General features: G+C 70.1%; 18 protein-coding genes and 1 pseudogene. 17 read left to right on the forward strand and 2 right to left on the reverse strand.

Translation table 11 applies throughout. The features are described from left to right. Positions 1 to 2: 2 nt before the first annotated feature. The 8 genes from AB0M46_RS26875 to AB0M46_RS26910 all read left to right on the forward strand — a co-directional run bounded on the left by AB0M46_RS26875 (position 3) and on the right by AB0M46_RS26910 (position 8,512). Complete coding sequence (locus AB0M46_RS26875) at positions 3 to 719, forward strand: haloacid dehalogenase-like hydrolase (protein WP_363340207.1); 717 nt, start codon at positions 3 to 5, stop codon at positions 717 to 719. Continuing rightward, positions 716 to 1,372: an HAD family phosphatase gene (locus AB0M46_RS26880; RefSeq protein ID WP_363340209.1), complete on the forward strand. Its 657-nt coding sequence runs from the start codon at positions 716 to 718 to the stop codon at positions 1,370 to 1,372. Before AB0M46_RS26875 ends, AB0M46_RS26880 begins: the two co-directional genes overlap by 4 nt. A 193-nt stretch (positions 1,373 to 1,565) precedes the next feature. Then, complete coding sequence (locus AB0M46_RS26885) at positions 1,566 to 2,747, forward strand: DegT/DnrJ/EryC1/StrS family aminotransferase (RefSeq protein ID WP_363340211.1); 1,182 nt, start codon at positions 1,566 to 1,568, stop codon at positions 2,745 to 2,747. Next, positions 2,737 to 4,026: a hypothetical protein gene (locus AB0M46_RS26890; protein WP_363340213.1), complete on the forward strand. Its 1,290-nt coding sequence runs from the start codon at positions 2,737 to 2,739 to the stop codon at positions 4,024 to 4,026. The genes AB0M46_RS26885 and AB0M46_RS26890 overlap by 11 nt, the downstream gene beginning before the upstream one ends. Next, the gene (locus AB0M46_RS26895; RefSeq protein ID WP_363340215.1) at positions 4,023 to 4,934 is read left to right on the forward strand and encodes an NAD-dependent epimerase/dehydratase family protein; all 912 of its coding nucleotides are present in this window, start codon (positions 4,023 to 4,025) and stop codon (positions 4,932 to 4,934) included. Before AB0M46_RS26890 ends, AB0M46_RS26895 begins: the two co-directional genes overlap by 4 nt. A gap of 76 nt (positions 4,935 to 5,010) precedes the next feature. Further along, on the forward strand, positions 5,011 to 6,654 hold the full coding sequence (locus tag AB0M46_RS26900; protein ID WP_363340217.1) for a carbamoyltransferase C-terminal domain-containing protein: 1,644 nt from the start codon (positions 5,011 to 5,013) through the stop codon (positions 6,652 to 6,654). Beyond that, positions 6,651 to 7,823, forward strand: a complete 1,173-nt coding sequence (locus AB0M46_RS26905; RefSeq protein WP_363340219.1) for an FAD-dependent oxidoreductase — start codon at positions 6,651 to 6,653, stop codon at positions 7,821 to 7,823. The genes AB0M46_RS26900 and AB0M46_RS26905 overlap by 4 nt, the downstream gene beginning before the upstream one ends. Positions 7,824 to 7,834: 11 nt before the next feature. After that, on the forward strand, positions 7,835 to 8,512 hold the full coding sequence (locus AB0M46_RS26910; RefSeq protein WP_363340221.1) for an NUDIX hydrolase: 678 nt from the start codon (positions 7,835 to 7,837) through the stop codon (positions 8,510 to 8,512). On the opposite strand, the gene rfbB is transcribed toward AB0M46_RS26910, so the two are convergent. Both rfbB and AB0M46_RS26920 read right to left on the reverse strand, forming a co-directional pair. Further along, positions 8,406 to 9,395, reverse strand: coding sequence for a dTDP-glucose 4,6-dehydratase (rfbB, locus tag AB0M46_RS26915; protein WP_363340286.1), 990 nt, complete (start codon positions 9,393 to 9,395; stop codon positions 8,406 to 8,408). The genes AB0M46_RS26910 and rfbB overlap by 107 nt on opposite strands. Positions 9,396 to 9,696: 301 nt before the next feature. Further along, a complete protein-coding gene (locus tag AB0M46_RS26920; RefSeq protein WP_363340223.1) occupies positions 9,697 to 10,647 on the reverse strand; it encodes a helix-turn-helix transcriptional regulator in 951 nt (316 codons plus the stop codon). A gap of 303 nt (positions 10,648 to 10,950) precedes the next feature. On the opposite strand from AB0M46_RS26920, the gene AB0M46_RS26925 reads away from it, so the two are divergent. The 9 genes and pseudogenes from AB0M46_RS26925 to AB0M46_RS26965 all read left to right on the forward strand — a co-directional run bounded on the left by AB0M46_RS26925 (position 10,951) and on the right by AB0M46_RS26965 (position 19,575). Continuing rightward, the gene (locus AB0M46_RS26925; protein WP_363340225.1) at positions 10,951 to 11,154 is read left to right on the forward strand and encodes a hypothetical protein; all 204 of its coding nucleotides are present in this window, start codon (positions 10,951 to 10,953) and stop codon (positions 11,152 to 11,154) included. After that, positions 11,154 to 11,672: a DUF6879 family protein gene (locus AB0M46_RS26930; protein WP_363340227.1), complete on the forward strand. Its 519-nt coding sequence runs from the start codon at positions 11,154 to 11,156 to the stop codon at positions 11,670 to 11,672. The genes AB0M46_RS26925 and AB0M46_RS26930 overlap by 1 nt, the downstream gene beginning before the upstream one ends. A gap of 9 nt (positions 11,673 to 11,681) precedes the next feature. Beyond that, positions 11,682 to 12,545, forward strand: a complete 864-nt coding sequence (locus AB0M46_RS26935; protein ID WP_363340229.1) for a helix-turn-helix transcriptional regulator — start codon at positions 11,682 to 11,684, stop codon at positions 12,543 to 12,545. A gap of 392 nt (positions 12,546 to 12,937) precedes the next feature. Continuing rightward, positions 12,938 to 14,182 (forward strand): methyltransferase, FxLD system, encoded by a 1,245-nt coding sequence (gene fxlM, locus AB0M46_RS26940; RefSeq protein WP_363340231.1) that lies wholly within the window; start codon positions 12,938 to 12,940, stop codon positions 14,180 to 14,182. Between the two features lie 13 nt (positions 14,183 to 14,195). Continuing rightward, positions 14,196 to 14,351, forward strand: a complete 156-nt coding sequence (locus AB0M46_RS26945) for an FxLD family lanthipeptide (RefSeq protein ID WP_363340233.1) — start codon at positions 14,196 to 14,198, stop codon at positions 14,349 to 14,351. A gap of 72 nt (positions 14,352 to 14,423) precedes the next feature. Further along, complete coding sequence (locus tag AB0M46_RS26950; RefSeq protein ID WP_363340235.1) at positions 14,424 to 17,165, forward strand: lantibiotic dehydratase; 2,742 nt, start codon at positions 14,424 to 14,426, stop codon at positions 17,163 to 17,165. Further along, positions 17,162 to 18,235: a lanthionine synthetase C family protein gene (locus tag AB0M46_RS26955; protein WP_363340238.1), complete on the forward strand. Its 1,074-nt coding sequence runs from the start codon at positions 17,162 to 17,164 to the stop codon at positions 18,233 to 18,235. The genes AB0M46_RS26950 and AB0M46_RS26955 overlap by 4 nt, the downstream gene beginning before the upstream one ends. Positions 18,236 to 18,249: 14 nt before the next feature. Next, a pseudogene (locus AB0M46_RS26960) lies at positions 18,250 to 19,011 on the forward strand (thiopeptide-type bacteriocin biosynthesis protein); the annotation flags it as partial. A gap of 75 nt (positions 19,012 to 19,086) precedes the next feature. After that, positions 19,087 to 19,575 carry a DUF6879 family protein gene (locus AB0M46_RS26965; protein ID WP_363340288.1) on the forward strand — a complete coding sequence of 163 codons (489 nt, stop codon included), beginning with the start codon at positions 19,087 to 19,089 and terminating at the stop codon, positions 19,573 to 19,575. Positions 19,576 to 20,008: the final 433 nt, after the last annotated feature.

The raw sequence follows: 20,008 nt of genomic DNA on the forward strand, positions 1-20,008 counted from the left end.
GGATGATCCCTTCGCGGTCCGGCCCTCGGCTGATCCTCTGGGATATCGACCATACGCTCATCGAAACCCGCGGGCTGGGCAGCGAGTTGTACGGCAACGCCTTCCGGACCGCCACCGGCATCCCGATGACGCACAAGGCCGACGTGACCGGGCAGACCGAGCCGTCGATTCTCACCGCAACCCTGCGCCTGCACGGCATCGCCGAGGATGAACCCCACCTGTCGCGGTATCAGGCAGCGTTGCCGGCCGAGTACGACCGGCACCGAGACGAACTCTCCCGCCGTGGCCGGGTCCTGCCCGGCGCGCAACGGACTCTCATCGCACTCGCCGGACGGCCGGAGCTGGTGCAGTCGGTGTTGACCGGCAACCTCCGCGAGGTCGCCCGGATCAAGCTCGAGGTGTTCGGCCTGGACCGCTACGTCGACCTCGACGCCGGCGCCTACGGCGACGACGACACCGACCGCCCCAAACTCGTCGCCATCGCTCAACGCCGGGCGGCGGCGAACTACGGCACCATTTTCGGCCGCGACAACACCGTCGTGATCGGCGACAGCAGCCACGACATCAACACCGGCCTCCAGGGAGGTGCCCGCGCCGTCGGCGTCGCCTCAGGCAGTGAGTCCGTCGCGCAACTGCGCGACGCGGGCGCCATGGTCGCCTGGCCGGACCTCACTGACACCGCCGCGATCGAGGCGTTTCTGCTCTCTTCACCGGCATGACGCACACGCATCGCCGGACGAGCGCCAGCCAGGTGCCAGGCCCGGCTGACGTGCCCGACGGCACCGGCTTCGAGGCGCTGATCTTCGACTGGGACGGCACGCTCGTGGACTCCCGCGAGGTCTGCTACCGCGGCCTCGCACAGGCACTCGCCGACGTCGGTGTCACCCTCGACCCGGACTGGTACTGGCCGCGGCAGGCGATCGCCTCACCGGACCTGCTGCTGCTGTGGCAGCAGCAGCAGGTCCGGCCGCTGCCGGCACCGATCGACGCGATCATCGCCCAGTGCCGGGCGAACGTCATCGCCGCCGCCGCGCAGCTCGTCGTCGTCGACACCTACGTGCAGATCGCCCGGGCCGCACGCGACCGTGGCCAGCGTACCGCGATCGGCTCCAACGCCTCCACCGACACGATCACGGCCGGGCTCACCGCGACCGGCCTCGCCGACCTGTTCGACACCGTCGTCACCTGGAGCGACGTGCCGACCAGCCGGGGCAAACCCGCGCCGGACATCTTCCTGCTCGCCGCCCACCGACTGCAGACACCTCCAGGCCGCTGCCTGGTCTACGAGGACGCCGACGCCGGCGTCGCGGCAGCCCTGGCCGCCGGGATGACCGCCTACAACGTTCGGACCGGGCAACTGCTGCACCCGTGAACGTCCGGCCGTCCCGGAGGCCGACGGGTACACCGCACCCCTCGCACAGGTGTACCAGCCGATCAAGGCCGTCATGCCCATGTATCCACATACGTTGCGGGAGTGACGCCACCACAGTGCATCACTCCGCGGTCTCACCGCAGCCGGGTCCGTCCATCGATCGCCGCTGGCACCCCGGCTCGAGCGCATCGCGGTGCGTCGCCGGCGGCTGGTCGGCTCGGCGCACCTGGCCCGGTCGGACTCCCGAACGGAGCTCCTGGACGGGCCACCGGTCATGGATGAGATCGCCGCGTTCAGGGTGCGGTTCCCGTCCGAGGTCGTCGAGGAGTTCCTCCGGCGAGCGGCAGCGGTGCTGGAGACCGGCCAGCTGATCCCCGGGACGAACAACGCCGAGTTCGAACTCCGGTTCGCGAAGCTGGTCGGCGCCGAGCATGCGGTGACGGTGTCCTCGGGTACGGCTGCGCTGGAGATCGCGCTTCGAGTCGCGGAAATCGAGGGCCGGCCCGTGCTGGTGCCGGCGAACACGAACTACGCGACCGCGGAGGCGGTGCTGCGGGCAGGATGCCGCCCGGTGTTGTACGACGCTGACCTATACCCGGACCTCGCGGCGATCGGCGCCGCCTGGACACCCGAGATCGCGGCGGTCGTGGTGGTGCACATTGGTGGCTACCTCACCCCGGAGCTCATGCGGATCCGGCGCTGGTGCGACGAGCGCGACGTCCTGCTGATCGAGGACGCCTCGCACGCGCACGGCGCCGCGGTGGACGGGCGCCGGGCCGGCACGTTTGGGCACCTGGCGGCATTCTCGCTGTTCGCGACGAAGGTCCTGACCACGGCCGAGGGCGGGGTGCTGACCACTGGGTCCGGCGTGTGGGCGGCGGCGGCGCGCCGGTACCGCGACCAGGGCAAGGCCGAGGACGGGTTGCACAACGTGGTGTTCGGCAGCGCGTGGCGGATGTCGGAACTGCACGCCGCGCTCGGCGTCGCCCAGTTCCTCGGGTTCGAGGCGACCCTCACCCGGCTCGACCGGCTCGTCAGCCGGTACCTCGACGGCATCGACCATCCGGCAGTGCTCGTGCCGCGGCTGCCGGGAGTTCGCTGCAGCGGCCACAAGTTCATCGTCACCACCAGCGGCGCGGCGGCTCGGGAGTCGTTGCGCGCCCATCTGCGGGCGTGCGGTGTACGGCCGGGCAAGGGCGTCTACGACGTGCCGTTGCATCTGCAGCCCGCCCTGCGCCTCGCAGACCAAGGGTCGTTTCCCGCAGCGGAGCACTTCGCGGCGTCTCACGTGTGCCTGCCGCTGTGGCACGGGCTCACCGACGACGAGGCTGACCGGGTCGTCGAGGCGGTCAACGGGTGGCGCCATGACGGCTGACACCGGCCCGTGGGCCCCGGCGACGCTGCTGGCGGCGTACCTGGCGCGGGTGGACTGGGCGCAGGTCGCGGTGCTGACCACCCCTCGCTACGCCCCGGACTACCTGTCCGCCACGATCGCCGACCAGATGCCGTGGGACCGCTTCCGTGACATCGCACCCACGATCGCGCAGACGCTGGTGGCGGGCACGGCGCTGGAGGCGCTCCTGGTGCCGAAGACGGTCACCTGGAGCGACCGGGACATCAACATCTTCGTCGGTGCCCCCGCCACTCCCGGTGCCGTGCCGCTGCGGTCGATGCTCGACCTGAGCGCGGCGGCGTTTGTAGCGGTGTTCGGCTGGCACATCGTGGTCGCCCGGCGGGTCTCGGCGGCGCTCGGCCGTGACGTGTATGTCACCCACGGGTTCAACCCGACCGACACCGCCCCGGACGCGCACTCGGTCGCAGCGAAGTTCCACACCCACATCCACGTCCCCGACCTGGCACATCGGCGCCCGGTGCGCCCCGCCGAGCTGACCCACTTCGAACGCCTCGCCTTGATCGAACCGTGCGCGAGCATCGCGACTGACCTTGTTCGGCACTGCCTCGCGACCTGCAGCTCGACGGACACGTCGGTGGTGGGCCGGTGGACCGTCACGGGCGGGTTCGGTCACGTCAGCATCACCACGCCGCTGGATGGACGCCTTGGCGAGGATCTCTGCTGCCTGCACACTGCGCTGGCCGTGCTCCACGACCACTACCGCGAACTCGTCGAAGTGTTCACCGACGGGCAGCTAGAGCAGGCCACCGGCCATCTCCGGTTCGTGCCGGTCGCGCCGGCGGAGCGGCTGCGGCGGCTGACGGCGTTCGAGGCCATCTCCACGGTTGGGTGGTCGGCAGAGTCGCTGGCGGTCCTGCGCCACCTCGCCGGCCGGCTTGTCCCCGCCACGGCCCGCGACACGCCCCGCTCCACTTGCATCGCATCGGCCGCCCAGGCGTGGCTGGCCAAAGGCATGTCCGGCGCGCTCAACCTCGTCGTTCCGGCCGACGGGTCAGCGCTGCGGATCGACTTCGCGCCACGGGTGATTAGCACCTCCGGCGCGACCAAGGTGGTTTCCGTGGGGCCGACGCTGATCCGCAAGGCCCAGGGCGTCGCGACCGCCGGTCAGCGGCAGCGGCTGCGTGACTTCGAACAGCTCGTCGTCGCCGCGACCAGCGGCACACCAGACATCCCCTTGCAGGGAAGGAGTCCGTCATCAGCAACCTCGTCATCCCCGGCGCGGCCGGCTTCATCGGCGTGAACCTGCTCCACCGCCTGCAGACCCGCCCGGACATCGCCGACCGGTTCGCCACGATCGTGCTGGTCGACCCGCTGCAGTACGGCGAGCAGAAGGTCCCGCCGCACCTGCTCGCCGACCCCCGGTACAGGTTCGTGCAGGGCTCGATCTACGACCCGGCCGTCGTCGACGACGTCATCGCGGCCGGTGACACGGTGCTGCACCTGGTCGCGCAGGTCAACAGCTTCACCGCGCCCCAGACCACGACGGTCGACGACCCGCCTGGGTATCTGCAGCACCTCGCCGACCGGCGAATCGCCCGGCTACTGTTCCTGTCCACCGCCGACATCTACGGCGACAACGACACCGACGACCTACAGGAGGACGCCCCGATCCGGCCGAGCACCATCTACGCCGCGGCGAAGGCCGCGTTCGAGGCGTACCTGTCCGCCGTCCACGCTATGCGCGGCCTGCCCTACGTGGCGTTCCGGCCGGTCACCATCTACGGGCCGCAGCAGTACCCCGGCTGGCTCATCCCCAGGGTCATCACCCAGGCCCTGGCCGGGCAGCCGATCACGCTCACCGGCGACGGTTCCGTCCGCCGCGATTGGATCTTCGTCAGCGACGTCTGCGACCTGCTCCTCGCCGCCCTGCGCCACGACGGCGACGACATCAACGGGCGGGTGTTCAACGTCGGCACCGGCACCGAGGCCGACGTGCTGACGCTGACCCGGCAGATCCTCACCGGCGTCGGCGCCGCCGAGTCCTTGATCCGGTTCGTGCCGGACCGGCCGGGCGACATCCGCCGACAGGTCACCACCGCCGCTCGGGCGCGGCAGACGTTCGGCTGGGCACCGGCGGTGCCGCTCGCTGACGGGTTGGCCGACACGATCGCCTGGTACCGGGAGCACCCCGCGCCGCCACCCGCCTGACCCAGGCAGCCTCTGGCGACCTGGCACCTCCACGAGCACCCCTGCGCGGATCACGGAGCTGGAAGGGCACAACGCGATGTACATCCTCGGCATCCACGGCAACCTGGGCAAAGCCGAACACGACCCCGCCGCGGTCCTGCTCCGCGATGGCGACATCGTCGCCGCCGCGGAGGAGGAACGCTTCGTCCGGTTCAAGCATGCGATCGGGCTGATGCCCGACGCCGCGATCCGGTTCTGCCTCCAGCAGGCGAAGATCAGCATGCGGGAGGTGGACGTCGTGGCGTTTCCGCGGGCGACGTGGGCGGACTTCCCGCCCCGCCTGGAGGCGTATCTGCGATACACGTTCGGCTGGGCTCCGCCGGTGGTTTACATCGACCATCACACCGCGCACGCCGCGTCGGCGTACCTGATCTCCGGTTTCGACGACGCGCTCATCGTCACCGCCGACCAGGCCGGGGACGGCACCTCCTGCGCGGCGTTCCGCAGCCGCGGGCAAGAGCTGGAGCTGCTGGAGGCGGTGCCGTTCCCGGACTCGATCGGCCTGTTCGCCGCCCTCGTCACCCAGTACCTGGGGTTCCGCAGCAACCACGACGAGTACAAGGTCATGGGTCTCGCCCCGTACGGCAACCCGACCATGGACCTCACCCGACTGCTGCACCACGTCGACGGACGACCGCGCCTCGACCCGCACGCACTGCACCCGACGGTGCTGCAACGGCATCCGGTCTTCCACACCGACCAGCTGCCGATGTTCGCCACCGACGAGTTGCCCGGCCTGCCACTGCGGCGGCTGCCCGACGGCGAGCTCACCGCCGCGCACCGCGACCTTGCTGCGTCCGCCCAACAGAGCATCACCGCCGCGTTGCTGGGCTTCGTTGACCGACACCGCGCCGGCAGCGACCGGCGGCTGTGCCTGGCCGGTGGCGTCGCCGAGAACTCCGTCGCCGCCGGCGCGCTCGCCGCCGCTGGCGGGTTCGACGAGGTGTACATGACTCCGGCCTGCGGCGACGCCGGCACCGCTCTCGGCGCCGCCCTGCTCGTCGCCGCCCAGCACGGCCATCGGCCCGCCCGCCTCACCCACAGTCAGCTCGGCCCGTCCTTCACCGACGGGCAGATCGCCGACGTGCTGCGCGAGTGCGGGGTGCCCTACGTCGAGACCGCCGACCCGGCGGCCACCGCCGCGGAGCTGATCGCGCAGCAGCAGATCGTCGCCTGGTTCCAAGGGCGGATGGAGTTCGGGCCCCGCGCGCTCGGTGCCCGTAGCCTGCTCGCCGATCCGTCCACCGACGCTATGCGCGCCCAGGTCAACCGGATCAAACGCCGCGAGCAGTTTCGCCCGTTCGGCCCCTCCGTCCTCGCAGAACACCTCCCCGCGCTATTCCCCGCCACGGTCGTGGCGCCGTTCATGTCGTTCACCCTGCCCACCAGAGACCCGACACCAATCATCGCCGCGACCCACGTCGACGGCACCAGCCGCCCACACACCGTGCCCGACGACGGCTCGGCCTACCGGCGGCTCATCGAACACGTCCACGCCCGCACCGGCACCCCTGCGGTGCTCAACACCAGCCTCAACAGCGGCTGGGAACCCATCGTCGCCACCCCCGAACAGGCCCTGGCGTTCCTGTACTCCAGCACCGCCGACGCCCTCGCCATCGGCCCGTTCCTCGTCACCAAACACCGCGCCACGAGCAACGACGCGAGCAAGGAGCGCCGGTGAACAGCTACGACACCATCGTCATCGGCGGCGGCGTCGCCGGGCTCATCACGGCGCTGCGGCTGGCCCGCGCCGGGCAGGCCGTCGCGCTGCTGGAGGCCGACCAGCTCGGCTCCGGCGCCACCTGCGCCAACCACGGCATGCTGCACTCCGGTGCCCTCTACGCCCGCCGCCACCCGCACGTTGTCGCCAACTGCCGCCAAGCCCAGCCCGCCTTCACCACCCTGCTCGCCGCCGCCGAACTGCCGACGCAGCCCGCCGTCTACGTCGTCCACCGCTCCGACGCCGACGGCTTCCGCAGCCACCTCGACCAGCACGGCATCGCGCACCAGCCGGGCGCCGCGCACGACCTCGCCGCCGACACCGGTGACGGCGACGCCTACCGGCTGGTTCAGGTCGGGGAGCGGGTCTTCTCGTCCCGGCGGATCGTCACGATCCTGGCCGGCCAAGTCCTTGCCGCCGGCGTCACCGTGTGCACCGGTGTCACCGTCCAGCGGATCAACCACGAGTCCGGCAAGGTCACCGGCGTCGCCCTGTCCACCGGCGAGCGTCTCACCGGCCGCACGGTCGTGGTCGCCGCCGGCACCGGCACCGCCACGCTGCTGCGCGCCTGCGGCAGCCACGACAGCGACCTGCTCAAGTCCCGGCTCGACATGATGATCCACCTACCCGCCACCACGATCCGCCAGGGCCTGATCTTCACCGAGCTGCACCGGCCGGTCCTCATGCCCGCCCGCGACGGCGGCACCCTCACCTCGTACTTCGGCGGCACCCAACCCGACATCACCGGCCGCCGCGCGTACGCCGTCGACCTGGGCAAGGCCACCGCGCTGCTCGAGCAGACCCGCCGCGCCTGCGCCGACGGCGTCGTCGACCCCACCGGCGCCGTCGCCTACGTCGCCGGCAAGACCGACTACATCGGCACCGCCCACGCCGAACACGGCCGGATCAACCCCGGCTTCCACGTCATCCACCACGAACACACCGACGGCATCCACGGCCTGCACACCGTCATCACCGGCAAGATGACCCTCGCCTTCCACGCCAGCAAAGCCGCCGCAGACGCCATCCTCCGCAGCACGCTACCGCTGGCCATCACCCCGACCACCGCAGCTGACGTCCCATGCGCACTGGTGGCGGTCGAACCGTGGGCACCGACCGGCCACCGGTAAAGTCAGTCCTTGTGCAAGATCCCGAACGGCCGATCACGACCACCGCGGTGCGGCCGGTCTACGCCAGCCGCTGGTGGCAGGTCGAGGAACACGACGTCGTCCACGCCGACGGCACGGCCGGCATGTACAACGTCCTGCACTGCGGCGACGGCGTCACCGTCCTCGCTGTCACCAGCGACGGCGAGCTGTACCTCATCCGGGAATACAAGTACGCCATCGGTCGGCACATCCTGCAGCTACCCAGCGGCGGCGTCGACGACGGCGAACAGCCGCTGCAGGCAGCGATGCGCGAACTCCTCGAGGAGACCGGACTGGCCGCCGCCACCTGGACCTCGGCCGGGATCGTGCACCCCTACCCGACCAACGTCGCAGCGACCGTCCACCTGTTCATCGCTCACGACGCCCGGCCCGTCCAAGACCCCGAACCGGGCATCGACCTGCTCCGCGTCGACCGCGACACCGCGCTCGACCTGATCACCAAGCATGAAGTCACCCACGCCGCATCGCTGGCGTGCCTACTTACCTACCTCCAGCTCAGCGCCGCCAACCCGCCGCCAGCCAACGGCGGGCTGAGCCACGGTGTCAGCGACCGAGGACCTGATACTTCGCCTCGGTGGCCTCCTTCTGCGACTTCCACCACCACTCGTTTGCCCGGTACCAGTCGATCGTCGCCGCCAGCCCGGCCTTGAAGTCGCCGTACACCGGCGCCCAGCCCAGCTCGGTGCGCAGCTTCGTCGTGTTGTTCGAGTACCGCAGGTCGTGGCCGGGCCGATCCGGCACGTGGTCGTAGGCGTCCGGCGCCTCGCCCATCAGCTCCAGAATCAGCTCGAGGATCTGCTTGTTCGACCGCTCGTCACCCGACCCGATGAGGTACGTCTCGCCGAGCCGGCCACCAGAGAGAATGGCGTGCACAGCGGCGTTGTGGTCGTCGACGTGCGTCCACTCCCGCACGTTCACCCCTTCGCCGTACAACTTCGGCCGCTGCCCGGTCAGCACGTTGGTGATCTGCCGCGGGATGAACTTCTCCACATGCTGGTAGGAGCCGTAGTTGTTCGCGCAGTTCGACAACGTCGCCTGGACCCCGAACGAGCGGGCCCACGCCCGCACCAACATGTCCGAACTGGCCTTCGACGCCGAGTACGGACTCGACGGGTCGTACGGCGTGTCCTCGTCGAACTGGTCCGTGCTGTCCAGCGGCAGGTCACCGAACACCTCGTCGGTGGAGATGTGATGGAACCGGCCACCGTGCCGGCGCAGCGCCTCCAGCAGCGTGAACGTCCCGATGATGTTACTGCGGATGAACGGCTCCGGGTCGTGCAGCGAGTTGTCCACGTGCGACTCCGCCGCGAAATGCACGATCACGTCTGCCTCGTCGACGAGGCCGTCGACGACGTCGGCGTCGCAGATGTCGCCGTGGACGAACCGCACCTGGTCCTGCACCGGCGCGAGCGTCGTCCGGTCACCTGCGTAGGTGAGCGCGTCGAGCACGACGACCTCGTACTCCGGATAGTGCCGAGTGGTGTAGTGAACAAAGTTCGCACCGATGAAACCGGCGCCGCCGGTGACCAGCATCCGCGTCATGTTGACGCATCCTACGGAAGCCTGCGATCGGATCCGGCTACGTCGCGATGATCAGTCGGTACAGTTTGACGGTCACGCTGTACCGCGACTTGGAGTCGCTGGCTCAAGCGATGACATCGACTGCTATCGCACGGTGCTGATCCGAACCGATAGTGACAGCGCCACCCTCACCCACGGTCTGCCGCCGACGAGTGGGCAACACGCGATTGCTGGAGCCGCCGCGGTACCCGTCAGCGACTACAGCCGAGGCATGTCGCGGCGCCCGGGTCGCGCTCCTCTCCGTTCGAGGTCCCTAGCGCGGGGGGGCCCTGCCGGGCCTGACCCGCCGCTGTGCGGTGCGTCCGACGCCCACCCGTAGATCTCCGCATGTCCGCCGCCCGTCACGCGTCGAGGGGCGAGTCATCCACCTGGTGGAGCAGGGCGCACCGGCGGGAACCCGTGACCGTGACCGCGATGGTGCATCGATGCCCGACGGAGCTGAAAGAGCGGTCTCCGAGGAGCCCTCCGGCATAGCAGGTAGCTGAGCTTCGGCGTCGCGGCGTTCGATTGCGTCCACCAGCCGGAGCCATTGCCCAGCTCGCTCGGCCTCGCCGAGCATCAATAGCGCGTCCGCGCTGAGCACGGCGAATCTCCGCGCGACGGTCTTGAGCCGTCGGATGTGGCCTGCGCACAGCGGCCGCTGCAACAGCGCGCCTGCGTCGGCCAAGCCAAGCGCCGCCCAGGACGCTACGTCAGCCCATGGGCGGTCGGCGTGGCCATCTTCAACCAGGTCGGCGCATCGTTGTTCCAGTTCAGCGACCTCAGTGGCTGCATCGACGGGATCGATCTCTTCGCGTAACACGTGGTGAAGTTCGTCGAACGCACTCCAGCTGGGCAGCGTCTGCAGACTGGCGCCCACCGCGCGCAGCCGTCCGGCCGCAACAGTGATCCGGCTGCGGCGTCGCACGCGGGGACCTTCGGCGCCTTCCCGCGTCGCTGGGCGACGCGTTTGCTGCATCTGGCCGAACGCGGCCACGAGTTCTCTGTTCGCTCCTAGCGCGGCGCCCGCCCGTTCAACGAACGTCGCACTTGGATTGCGCAGGCCGCGCTCGACCATCGCCACGTACTCGCGACTGAAGTACGTGGCGGCGCCGAGTTCGCGTTGGCTCCACTGCTGCCGGCAACGTGCTTGCCGCAACTGGTTGCCGAAGGAGGGGACGTCGGCCGTCAGGCGCGAGTCGGATGCGACGCCGCCGAATGCCACGAACTTCCCCTTTCTCAGGCACGGGTCCAAATGCGGTGGGCGGGACGGCATCGAGTGGGGTAACGCGTGCCGCGCCCAGGCCAACGCTAGGAGCCGGCGAGGGGCCTGGTCCAGGTTGTTGCGGAGAGTTGCAGCATCACGCTCTAGCCCTGGTCAACCCACACCGCCGAGCGACATAGGCGCTAGTTGGAACAAGACTCGGTCCGCAAGATAGGTCGATAGCTCGACGTTGACGTGCACGGATGCCCTCGGCAGACTGGCCGGTGTGCGCAACATTGTGCACTCATCGGGACAGGAGAAGCCGTGCGGATTAAGTTGATTGCAGCCGACCCGGAATCTCAGCCGACGAACTCGCCGACCCTGTACAAAACGGACAGGGGTAGCTGGATCGTGCAGGGCTGGGTCGTGACAGACCCTGAGGTGCTCGCGCAGATGGGCATCCCCGCGGGTGAAAGCTGCGTCGAGATCCCAGACAGGATGGTTCCGTTCTTCGCGGAAGGAGACTGATGGCCCGTCTAACCGTTGCCGAGTTCGAGGAGGCGATCAGGCACTTCGACAAGGACTCTGTGCATCTGGAGATGCGCGATGCGTACGGCACTGAGGTCGAGCTGCCGCACATGGCCGCATGGGCAGCAGGTGAGCCCGCGGATCTTGCCTTCATGCAGCCCTGGTGTGATGACGTGCGCGCCTTTGTCGCCGAAGGCAAGTCGCTGCGCCGGGCGCATGTCGTCTCGGAGCCGCTGTCGGACTACCAGCGCTGGGCATACACCGTCGTCGGAGCCAGCGAGGAAGCCGGCGAGCGGCATCGCTGGGTGCCACGCCGGTTGGTGTCCTCAATCGCCTTTCCGGGCAACGACTTCTGGATGCTCGACCGCCGGCTCGTCATCTTCCACCACTACGCAGGCAACGGCCACAACATCGACTTCACGACCAGTACCGACCCCCACGACATCGAACTGTGCTCTGCCGCATTCGAGGCCGTATGGCGCATCGGCATTCCGCATCACGAGTACAAGCCCAACTGACCCACGTTCGTGTCCAGCACACAGCAGCGAGCCCGAGAAGCGTTCGGCAACCGTCTCCGGGAGATCCGCCTCGACGCGGGCCTCTCGGGACGGCAGCTCGCCGCCGCCACGGGCTTCCACTACACCAAGATCTCCCGCGTAGAGCATGGCGGGCAGAGCCTCTCCGACGCGGACATCCGAACATGGTGCGCTGCATGCAATGCGGACGCCCAAATCACCGACCTCATCGCGCAGATGCGCGCCGTCGACACGCTGTACCGCGACTACCGCCACGCAGCGCGCCGAGGGCTGCGCCAACTCCAGGAACCGTGGGTATCGCTCTACGAGCGCACCACCCTGTTCCGGGTACACGAGCACTGGATCGTCCCAGGCCTCATCCAGACCGAGGCGTACTCGATGGCCGTGATGGCGCACTGGCGAACCGTAATGTCGCTGCCCGAGGACGACACCGAAGCAGCCAACGCGATCCGCATGGACCGCCAACGGATACTCCGCCTCGGCCAACGCCGGTTCATCTTTCTGCTCGCGGAGCAGGTGCTCTACAGCAGGGTCCCTTCCGCGCCGGCCATGCTCGACCAGTTGGACCGCCTCGCGGAGGTCATGAACCTCCCACGGGTCTCACTCGGTCTGATCCCCGCAGCCGCCGGCCTCGACGGACACAGCCAGACCTCATTCTGGATCTTCGACGACTCCCTCGTTCAAGTCGAGACCCTGACCACCGGCTTGGACATCACCCGCCCGGAGGAAATCGAGCTCTACGCCGCCGCCTTCGAGCGAATGCGAGGCACAGCGGTCTTCGGCCGGCACGCCAAGGCACTCATCGGGCGAGCACGAGACGAGTTGCTGCAACAACCAACGACCATGCCAACCTGACCGATCCCCGGCGGGCCGCAGAGCTCGTGCCCCAGTTGCCCCAATCGCGCCCAGCACATTCCTCGCGGGCCAACCGGCAGACACCGCCTCCACTCCACCACAGCGGCGACCATCGGTCACAAGTTCGGCCGCAACGGGCTTGGTACAACGTCCCCGCCCATGCGCTGTACCAACCTCGGCCAGCGATGTTCCCCGCCGTGGCGATTACGGTCGATGGTAGCCGCAGCCGTAGGGCGGCGTCTCGACTAGATGCGCACGTCTTCGATGAAGCGGAACCGGTGCGTCTGCCTGGTTCACGGCTCGTTGTTTGTGGCGGATTGCAGTCTGGGCCGGAACGCCGAAGCGGCCGAGCGACGCTGGCCGACACCGATGGAAGGGAACGCGAGACTCATATGACTGTTGAGACCGTCAGCAGCGCGGAGCTGCATGCCGCGATGGTTGAGGCGCTGCTCGGCGATCATGCGGCGAAGGGCCTGACCATGCGGCCGGAGGTCGAGGCGGCGTTGCGGGCGGTTCCTCGCCATCACTTCACGCCTGGGGTTTCCCTCGAGGTGGCGTACAACGCCAATGACCCGGTGGTCACGAAGCAGGTCGGTGACGAGCCCGTCAGTTCCGTCTCGGCGGCGTGGCTGATCGCGGAGATGCTCGGGCAAACGGCCGACGCCGTCGACGGGGGGCTGTCTGGTAGGCGGGTGCTGGAGATCGGCTCCGGGGGTTACAACGCGTCGCTGCTGCGGGAGCTGGTCGGCCCGTCGGGGTCGGTGACGACGGTGGACATCGACCCAGACGTGACCGAACGGGCCTCGGCCTGTCTGTCGGCCGCGGGGTACCACGACGTCACGGTGATCTGCGCCGACGCCGACCAGCCCATCGAAGGTGCCGGCACATTCGATGTGATCATCGTGACGGTCGGGGCCTGGGACATCCCACCGGCGTGGCTGGCACAGCTCGCCCCCGATGGGGTGCTGGTGGTGCCGTTGCGGACGTTCGGGATGACCCGTTCGTGGGCGCTGCGCCGCGACGGCGACAGGCTGGTCAGCTGCAGTCAGCGGCTGTGCGGGTTCGTGTCGATGCGCGGCAGCGGCGCGTTCGACATGCGGTACGTCGACGTCGCCGAGGGCGTCCACCTGCGCCTGGACGAGGGCCAGCAGGTCGACCCCAACGCCATCGGCCTGCTGCTGTCCCAGCCCCGCGAGCAGGCATTCGCCGGCGTGAGTCTGCCCGGCAGGACGGTGCTGGGGGACCTGGACCTGTGGCTGGCGGCCCGGCTCACCACTGAGCCTGGCGTGTTCTTCCTGCTCACCGCTCAGCAGGACGCGGTCGACGCCGGGATCGTGGCCCCGGCGTGGCGCTTCGGCACGCCCGCGGTCCTGCGGGACAGCACGTTCTGCTACCGCTCGGCGCTGCGCTGGACCGACACCCTGTTCGACCTCGGCGCCGCCGCGCACGGTCCGGACGCCGCAGCGGCGGCCGGACGGATGGTCGAGCACATGCGCGGCTGGGTCGACGCGGGCTGCCCGCCGCCGGTGCTGCACATCGTGCCCGCTGGAACTCCCGACGGCGACCTGCCGGCCGGGACGGTGCTGGACAAGCGGCACAGCCGCATCGTCCTCACCTTTGCCTCCACCCCCGCATAGGAAGGACACGCACGTGGACGACGCGCAGAACCAGGAGTTTCAGCTGGACGTCACGCTCGTGGACGCCGGCCCGGCATCGACCGGCTACGCCACCGGCACCGGCGACGGCTGCGGCTCGGGCAACACCGGCTCCAACGCCTGCACGACCAACTGCAACGCCGGCAACTGACCGATCCGCTTCCTGCCTCTGGTGGGGCCCGGCGCCGTGCGGCGCCGGGCCCCACCGAATCGGTGGTGCATCATGATTCCCGCGGCCGGAGCCGCCCTGATCCGACTCGCCGCCTACCCCCGCAACCTCGTGCTGCCCGCGGCCCCCGATCTTGTATCGGGCCAGCCGGAAGAGTTGCAAACATGGCTGGAAAGGGTGTGGCGGCTGCCCGGGTTCGCCACGGCCGTGTCCGTCGCCGCACCGCAACTGGCCGACCAGGTCACGCGGACAGTGTCCGGCGAACCGCTCGCACCGCAACGGCTCCGCCGGGTCGCGGAGTCGGTGCTGCGGTACCTGCTGCGGTGGACCACCCGGGCCACCCCGTTCGGCACGTTCGCCGGCATCGCACCGGTCCAGTTCGGCCCCCGCGCGGCGGCGCATGTCGGCGACGACCACCACGCCGTCACCCGCCCGCACGGCGAGTCCATCGCCGAACGCACCGCTCTTGCCGAACGCGACCTGGCCCGGTTGCGTGCCGCCGCCGTGGTAACGAACCCGCTCGGCTACCCGCGCAGCCGGACCTGGGTGCTGCCCTGCGCGCAGGCAACCGAAGATCGACGGTTCGACCTCACGGTTCGGCTCACCGGCCCGGTCCAGGCCGCGATCCAGGCCGCCCGCGCCCCGATCCCGTTCGCCGAGCTCACCGCAGCGGTCGCCGGTGCCGCCGAGCTGCTCCAGGCGGAGCGGTTGGTGGCGGGTCTCGTGCAGGCCGGCGTACTGGTGTCGTCGCTGCGCCCGCCAATGACGGTGACCGACCCGGCGGCCGGAGGCTGCACCACCGTCTCCGACGGTGGCGGCCGGGTCTCGGTCGATCTCCGGGTCGACGCCGCGGTGACGTTGCCGCCAGCCGTCCTGCACGAGGCGGCTCGGGCCGCGACGACACTGGCGGCGCTGGCCCCGCCCTGGCCGGGATGGGTCGAGTACCATCACGCGTTCATCGACCGGTGGGGCCCGGGCGCGGCCGTGCCGATCCGCGACGTCCTGCACATACTCGGATATCCGGCCGGCTACCGCAGCTCCGCCCGCCGCGTGGCGGCGACGTTCACCGCCCGCGACCGGCTCCTCGCCGCGACCGCCCAGCGCGCCGCCCTGGACGGCGACATCGAGGTCGTCGTCGACGACGCGTTCATCGACCAGCTCCGTGGCGAGGACCAGCGCCCCCCGGCCCCGCACACCGAACTGCGGTTCACCCTCGCCGCCGACACTCTGCACCACCTGGACCGCGGCGATTTCACGCTGACCGTGACCAGCGGCGCCCGCCACGCCGGGGCCAGCGCCGCCCGGTTCCTACACCTGCTCAGCCCGGCCGAACTCGCCGCGTTCCGGCAGGTATACCAGCAGCTACCGACCGCAATGCCCGGCGCGGACCTGGTGCAACTGTCCGGGCCGCCGCTGGACCCTCGGATGACCACCGTCGCTCGGGCGCCGGAACTGCTGCCGGTCCTACCGCTCGGCGACTTCCATCCGAACCCGCCATGGACCGTGGACGACCTGGCGGTCACCGGCGACGGGCAACGCCTGTGGCTGGTCTCGCACACCACGGGCCGGCCTGTCGAACCGCTCGTGTTCAACAGCGTCCTGCTCGCCGGGCTACAGCAGCCAATGCTGCGGTTCCTCACCGAGATCTGGACGGCCTGGACCGCCCCGTGCAGCCGGTTCGACTGGGGCCACGCCGACAGCCTGCCGTTCCTGCCCCGCCTCCGCCGCGGCCGCACCATCCTCAGCCCCGCCCGCTGGACCCTCGACCCGGCCGCCCTGCCCAGCCGCGACACACCGTGGCCACAGTGGCGTGACGCCTGGTACCAGCAGCGGCAGCGGCACCGGCTGCCGCGACGCGTCCTCATCGGCGACGATGACGTCCAGCTGCGCCTCGACCTCGACGATCAAGCCCACCTCGCGGTGCTGCGCAGCCACCTCGACCGCCGAGCCCGCACCGTCCTGACCGAGGCACCCGGCCCGGCCGGGTGGATCGGCGACCGCCCCGCCGAAATCCTGCTCACCCTCACCACACCGTCCCGACCCGCCGCCCCACCACCGCGACCGGCCCGCGCCGCGTACACCGTCGAACACCGGCCCGGCCCGTCACCCTGGCTCCAGGCCAACCTGTACGGGCACGTCGAGGAGATCCTCACCGACCTTGCCGCGCGGCCCGCCGACCATCTGCCGACGGGGTGGTGGTTCCAGCGCGCCGCCGACCCGCAAACCCACATCCGACTGCGCATCCCCATCCGTGACGGCGAGCAGTTCACCGCCGTCACCGAGCGACTCGCCCGCTGGGTCGACGGGCTCCAGCAGCAGCGACTCGCCGCCGACTACAGCCTGCACCCCTACCGGCCCGAAACCCGGCACGGCGCCGGGGCCACCCTCGCCGCGGCCGAGGCGGTGTTCGCTGCCGACTCCCACGCCCTCCTCGCCCGCCTCACCGGAGACCGGCAGGCCGCCACCGCCGCCAGCATGATCGCCATCGCCGACGGCTTCACCGGCGACGGCCTACGCTGGCTCGCCACCCACGCTCCACACCACACCGGGCCCCGCCTCAACCCCGCACAACTCGACCGAGCCCGCGAACCCTTCCGCGACCCACGCCTCGCCGCCGCGCTGGCCGCCTACCGCCTCCACGTCGACCACGACGGGCTCGACCCCGACCAGGTGCTGGCCGACCTGCTGCATCTGCACCATGCCCGCATGGTCGGCGTGGACCTCTCCTCCGAACGGCACTGCCTGCGACTGGCCCGCGCGATCGCCCGCACCATCACCGCCCGGCAGCCGCGATGACCGCCGGACAGTCCCTGGAGGGCGGCGCGGCCGGTGTCGCCCTGCTGCACCTGGAAACCGGCAACTGGCCGGCCGCAGCCGAGGCGCTGCGCCACGCGACCATCGACGGCGTCACGATCGCCGAAGGCGCCGGCCTGTTCTACGGCGCCCCCGCGCTCGCGTTCGTCCTCACCGGCACCGACCACCCGGCGCTGGCCCGGGCCCGAGCAGTCGCCGCCGACGGCACCGCCACGGTGACCCGCCGCCGCCTCGACGCCGCGCACCGCCGCATCGACCGCCGCGCCCAGCCGCACTACGCCGAATACGACCTCATCAGCGGCCTGACCGGGCTCGGCGTCGTCCTACGCCGCCTCGGCCACCACGACCCGCTCCGCGACGTCCTCACCTACCTCGTCCGGCTCACCGAACCCGTCAACGGCCTCCCCGGCTGGTGGTGCTGGAACGGCCCCGACCGCAACGCCCCCATCCCTGCCGGTGGCCACGCCAACTTCGGCATCGCGCACGGCATCACCGGCCCACTCGCACTGCTCGCGCTGACCCTCCGCGACGGCATCACCGTCAACAACCACGCCCAGGCACTCCAACACCTCTGCCACTGGCTCGACACCTGGCAACAGCACGCCGACGGCCGCACCTGGTGGCCGCAGACGCTCACCCTCACCGAACTGCACCGGAGCACAACCGCCCAGCAGGCGCCGCTACGCCCGTCCTGGTGCTACGGCACCCCAGGCATCGCCCGCGCCCAGCAACTCGCCGCCCAAGCCCTGCACGACCAACCGCGGCAACGCCGCGCCGAAACAGCGTTCATCAGCTGCATCACCGACCCGACACAAACCCGGCAGATCATCGACCGCAGCCTCTGCCACGGCAGCGCCGGGCTCCTCACCACCGCGAGGCGCATTCACGCCGACGCGCTGACCACGATCCCCGTGGCTGCGCTCGAACGACTCCACAGCAGTAACCCTTGCCCAGGCGAACCCGTCGGGTTCCTCGACGGCCGCGCCGGAGCCGATCTCGCCGCCACCGGGACCACGAACACCGCGTGGGATGCCTGCCTCCTCCTCGCCTGATGAAAGGGATGTCCGTGGACGACGTCGACTGGCGCCAGCTGAACATCAGCTACCCAGGGCAACATGCCGAAGAGCGTGAACAGCACGCGGTCGCCCACCTCAGCCGGGCACTGCCCGCTGCCGAAGCCGCAGGTCTGCTCACCGACTGGTGGTTCATCCGCAAAGACGCCTGGCGCATCCGCTACCGCCCCACCGCCAACCACGGCGGCAACGACCCTGCGCGGCAACTGCTCACCGACAACGTCGCCTGGACCACCGACATCTACGAGCCCGAAGTCCACGCGTTCGGCGGCACGGACGCCATGGCCGCCGCGCACCTGCTGTTCCACCGCGACAGCCGGCACCTGCTCGCCTACCTCGAGCACCAGCCACGCGACCGGCGCGAACAGAGCCTGGTCCTGTGCACGCAGCTCATGCGCGCCGCAGCCCTGGACCTCAATGAACAGGGCGACGTCTGGGCCCAGGTCCTCGACCACCGGGCGCAACACGGCAACCAGTCCCAAGACACGGACGCCGACACCTGGGAACGCTTCACCCGCGATACCCGACAGCTCCTCACCGGCCGCCCCCGTACCGGCACCAGCTGGCACGACGCCTTCGCCGACGCCGGCGCAACCCTGCGCCAGCTGCGGACGACAGGAAAACTCACCCGCGGGCTCCGCGCCGTCATCGCACTCCACGTGATCTTCCACTGGAATCGCCTCGGCCTCCCAGCTCGCACCCAAGCCACGCTGGCCCGCGCGGCCAAAGACGCCATCTTCGGCAGCACACCGGCGCCGCCAGACCGCCAACCGCCAGCGCCCGAGACGTCGGCATCCCTTCGACCGGCCAGCTACGAGCACCTGAATGCGCTGTGCCGAGGCATCACCGCATCGTTCGTCCACCTCGAAAGCCGCGACGCCTACGGGACCGAGATGGAGTTGCCGCCTATGGCCAAGTGGCGCCGCGGTGAGGCCGATGACTATGCCTGGCTCGAATGGTGGCTAGAGATGCTGCGCGGCCACCGCGCTGCCGGAAAACGGTGCCTCCGCGCCAGGGTGGTGTCCGAACCGCTCAGCGACTACCAGCGATGGACGTTCAGCCACGTCGAACAGTTCGTCGATGCCGGCGAGGACATCCGTTACGTGCCTCGCAGCCGGTTGATCGATGTCCTGCTGCCCGGCGCTGGGGACTTCTACGTCTTCGATGATCGGGTCGCATTGTTTCTGCACTACGCCGGCGGCGGCACCAATTCCGCGTTCGAAATCACCGAGGATCCCGCTGTCGTCCGGCGCTGCCTCGACGGGTTTGCGGCGGTTTGGGCCAGCGGCATCCCTGCCCGTGAGTACCGACCCGAGTAGCTCCGGCGCTCACGCCCGCAAGGAACTGGGCGCCCGGCTACGCCAGCTCGGCAAGACCGCCGGCCTCACCAGCCGGCACGTATCGGAACCGCCGCCTACTCGCAGCAGCCCCCGATCCGGAGGCGCGTGGCCGTCTTACTCCATCGCTCACTCCGGTACACCTTTGCAGCGTGAAGGTGTACCCGGCGGAGTACCGCTGGTCGGCAGCGGCGCCGGTTACCTTCGACCCGTGCCGACCTTTGCGTTCCCCCGATGCAGCGAGCAGCCATGTGAAGTCGCCTCGGGACCGGACGCACGCGGCGACCGGCGCACCACCGCCCGCGGTCGGCACGGCCAATTCTTCGCGATGCAGGCTGGGTACGTCGGGGCGGCGCCGTCTGCCACCAGCGGGCCACGGTAGACGTCGTGGCGCACGCGCATGCTGCATCACCAG

Origin of the sequence: Dactylosporangium sp. NPDC051485, assembly GCF_040682015.1 — a bacterium.
Taxonomy (GTDB): domain Bacteria; phylum Actinomycetota; class Actinomycetes; order Mycobacteriales; family Micromonosporaceae; genus Dactylosporangium.

Excerpts from the sequence above, each read along its gene's own strand:
- AB0M46_RS26900 (WP_363340217.1), top strand. The coding sequence starts at position 5,011 with ATGTACATCCTCGGCATCCACGGCAACCTGGGCAAAGCCGAACACGAC.
- AB0M46_RS26955 (WP_363340238.1), top strand. The coding sequence starts at position 17,162 with ATGACCGCCGGACAGTCCCTGGAGGGCGGCGCGGCCGGTGTCGCCCTG.
- rfbB (WP_363340286.1), bottom strand. The coding sequence starts at position 9,395 with ATGCTGGTCACCGGCGGCGCCGGTTTCATCGGTGCGAACTTTGTTCAC.
- fxlM (WP_363340231.1), top strand. The coding sequence starts at position 12,938 with ATGACTGTTGAGACCGTCAGCAGCGCGGAGCTGCATGCCGCGATGGTT.
- AB0M46_RS26890 (WP_363340213.1), top strand. The coding sequence starts at position 2,737 with ATGACGGCTGACACCGGCCCGTGGGCCCCGGCGACGCTGCTGGCGGCG.
- AB0M46_RS26930 (WP_363340227.1), top strand. The coding sequence starts at position 11,154 with ATGGCCCGTCTAACCGTTGCCGAGTTCGAGGAGGCGATCAGGCACTTC.
- AB0M46_RS26875 (WP_363340207.1), top strand. The coding sequence starts at position 3 with ATGATCCCTTCGCGGTCCGGCCCTCGGCTGATCCTCTGGGATATCGAC.
- AB0M46_RS26880 (WP_363340209.1), top strand. The coding sequence starts at position 716 with ATGACGCACACGCATCGCCGGACGAGCGCCAGCCAGGTGCCAGGCCCG.
- AB0M46_RS26950 (WP_363340235.1), top strand. The coding sequence starts at position 14,424 with ATGATTCCCGCGGCCGGAGCCGCCCTGATCCGACTCGCCGCCTACCCC.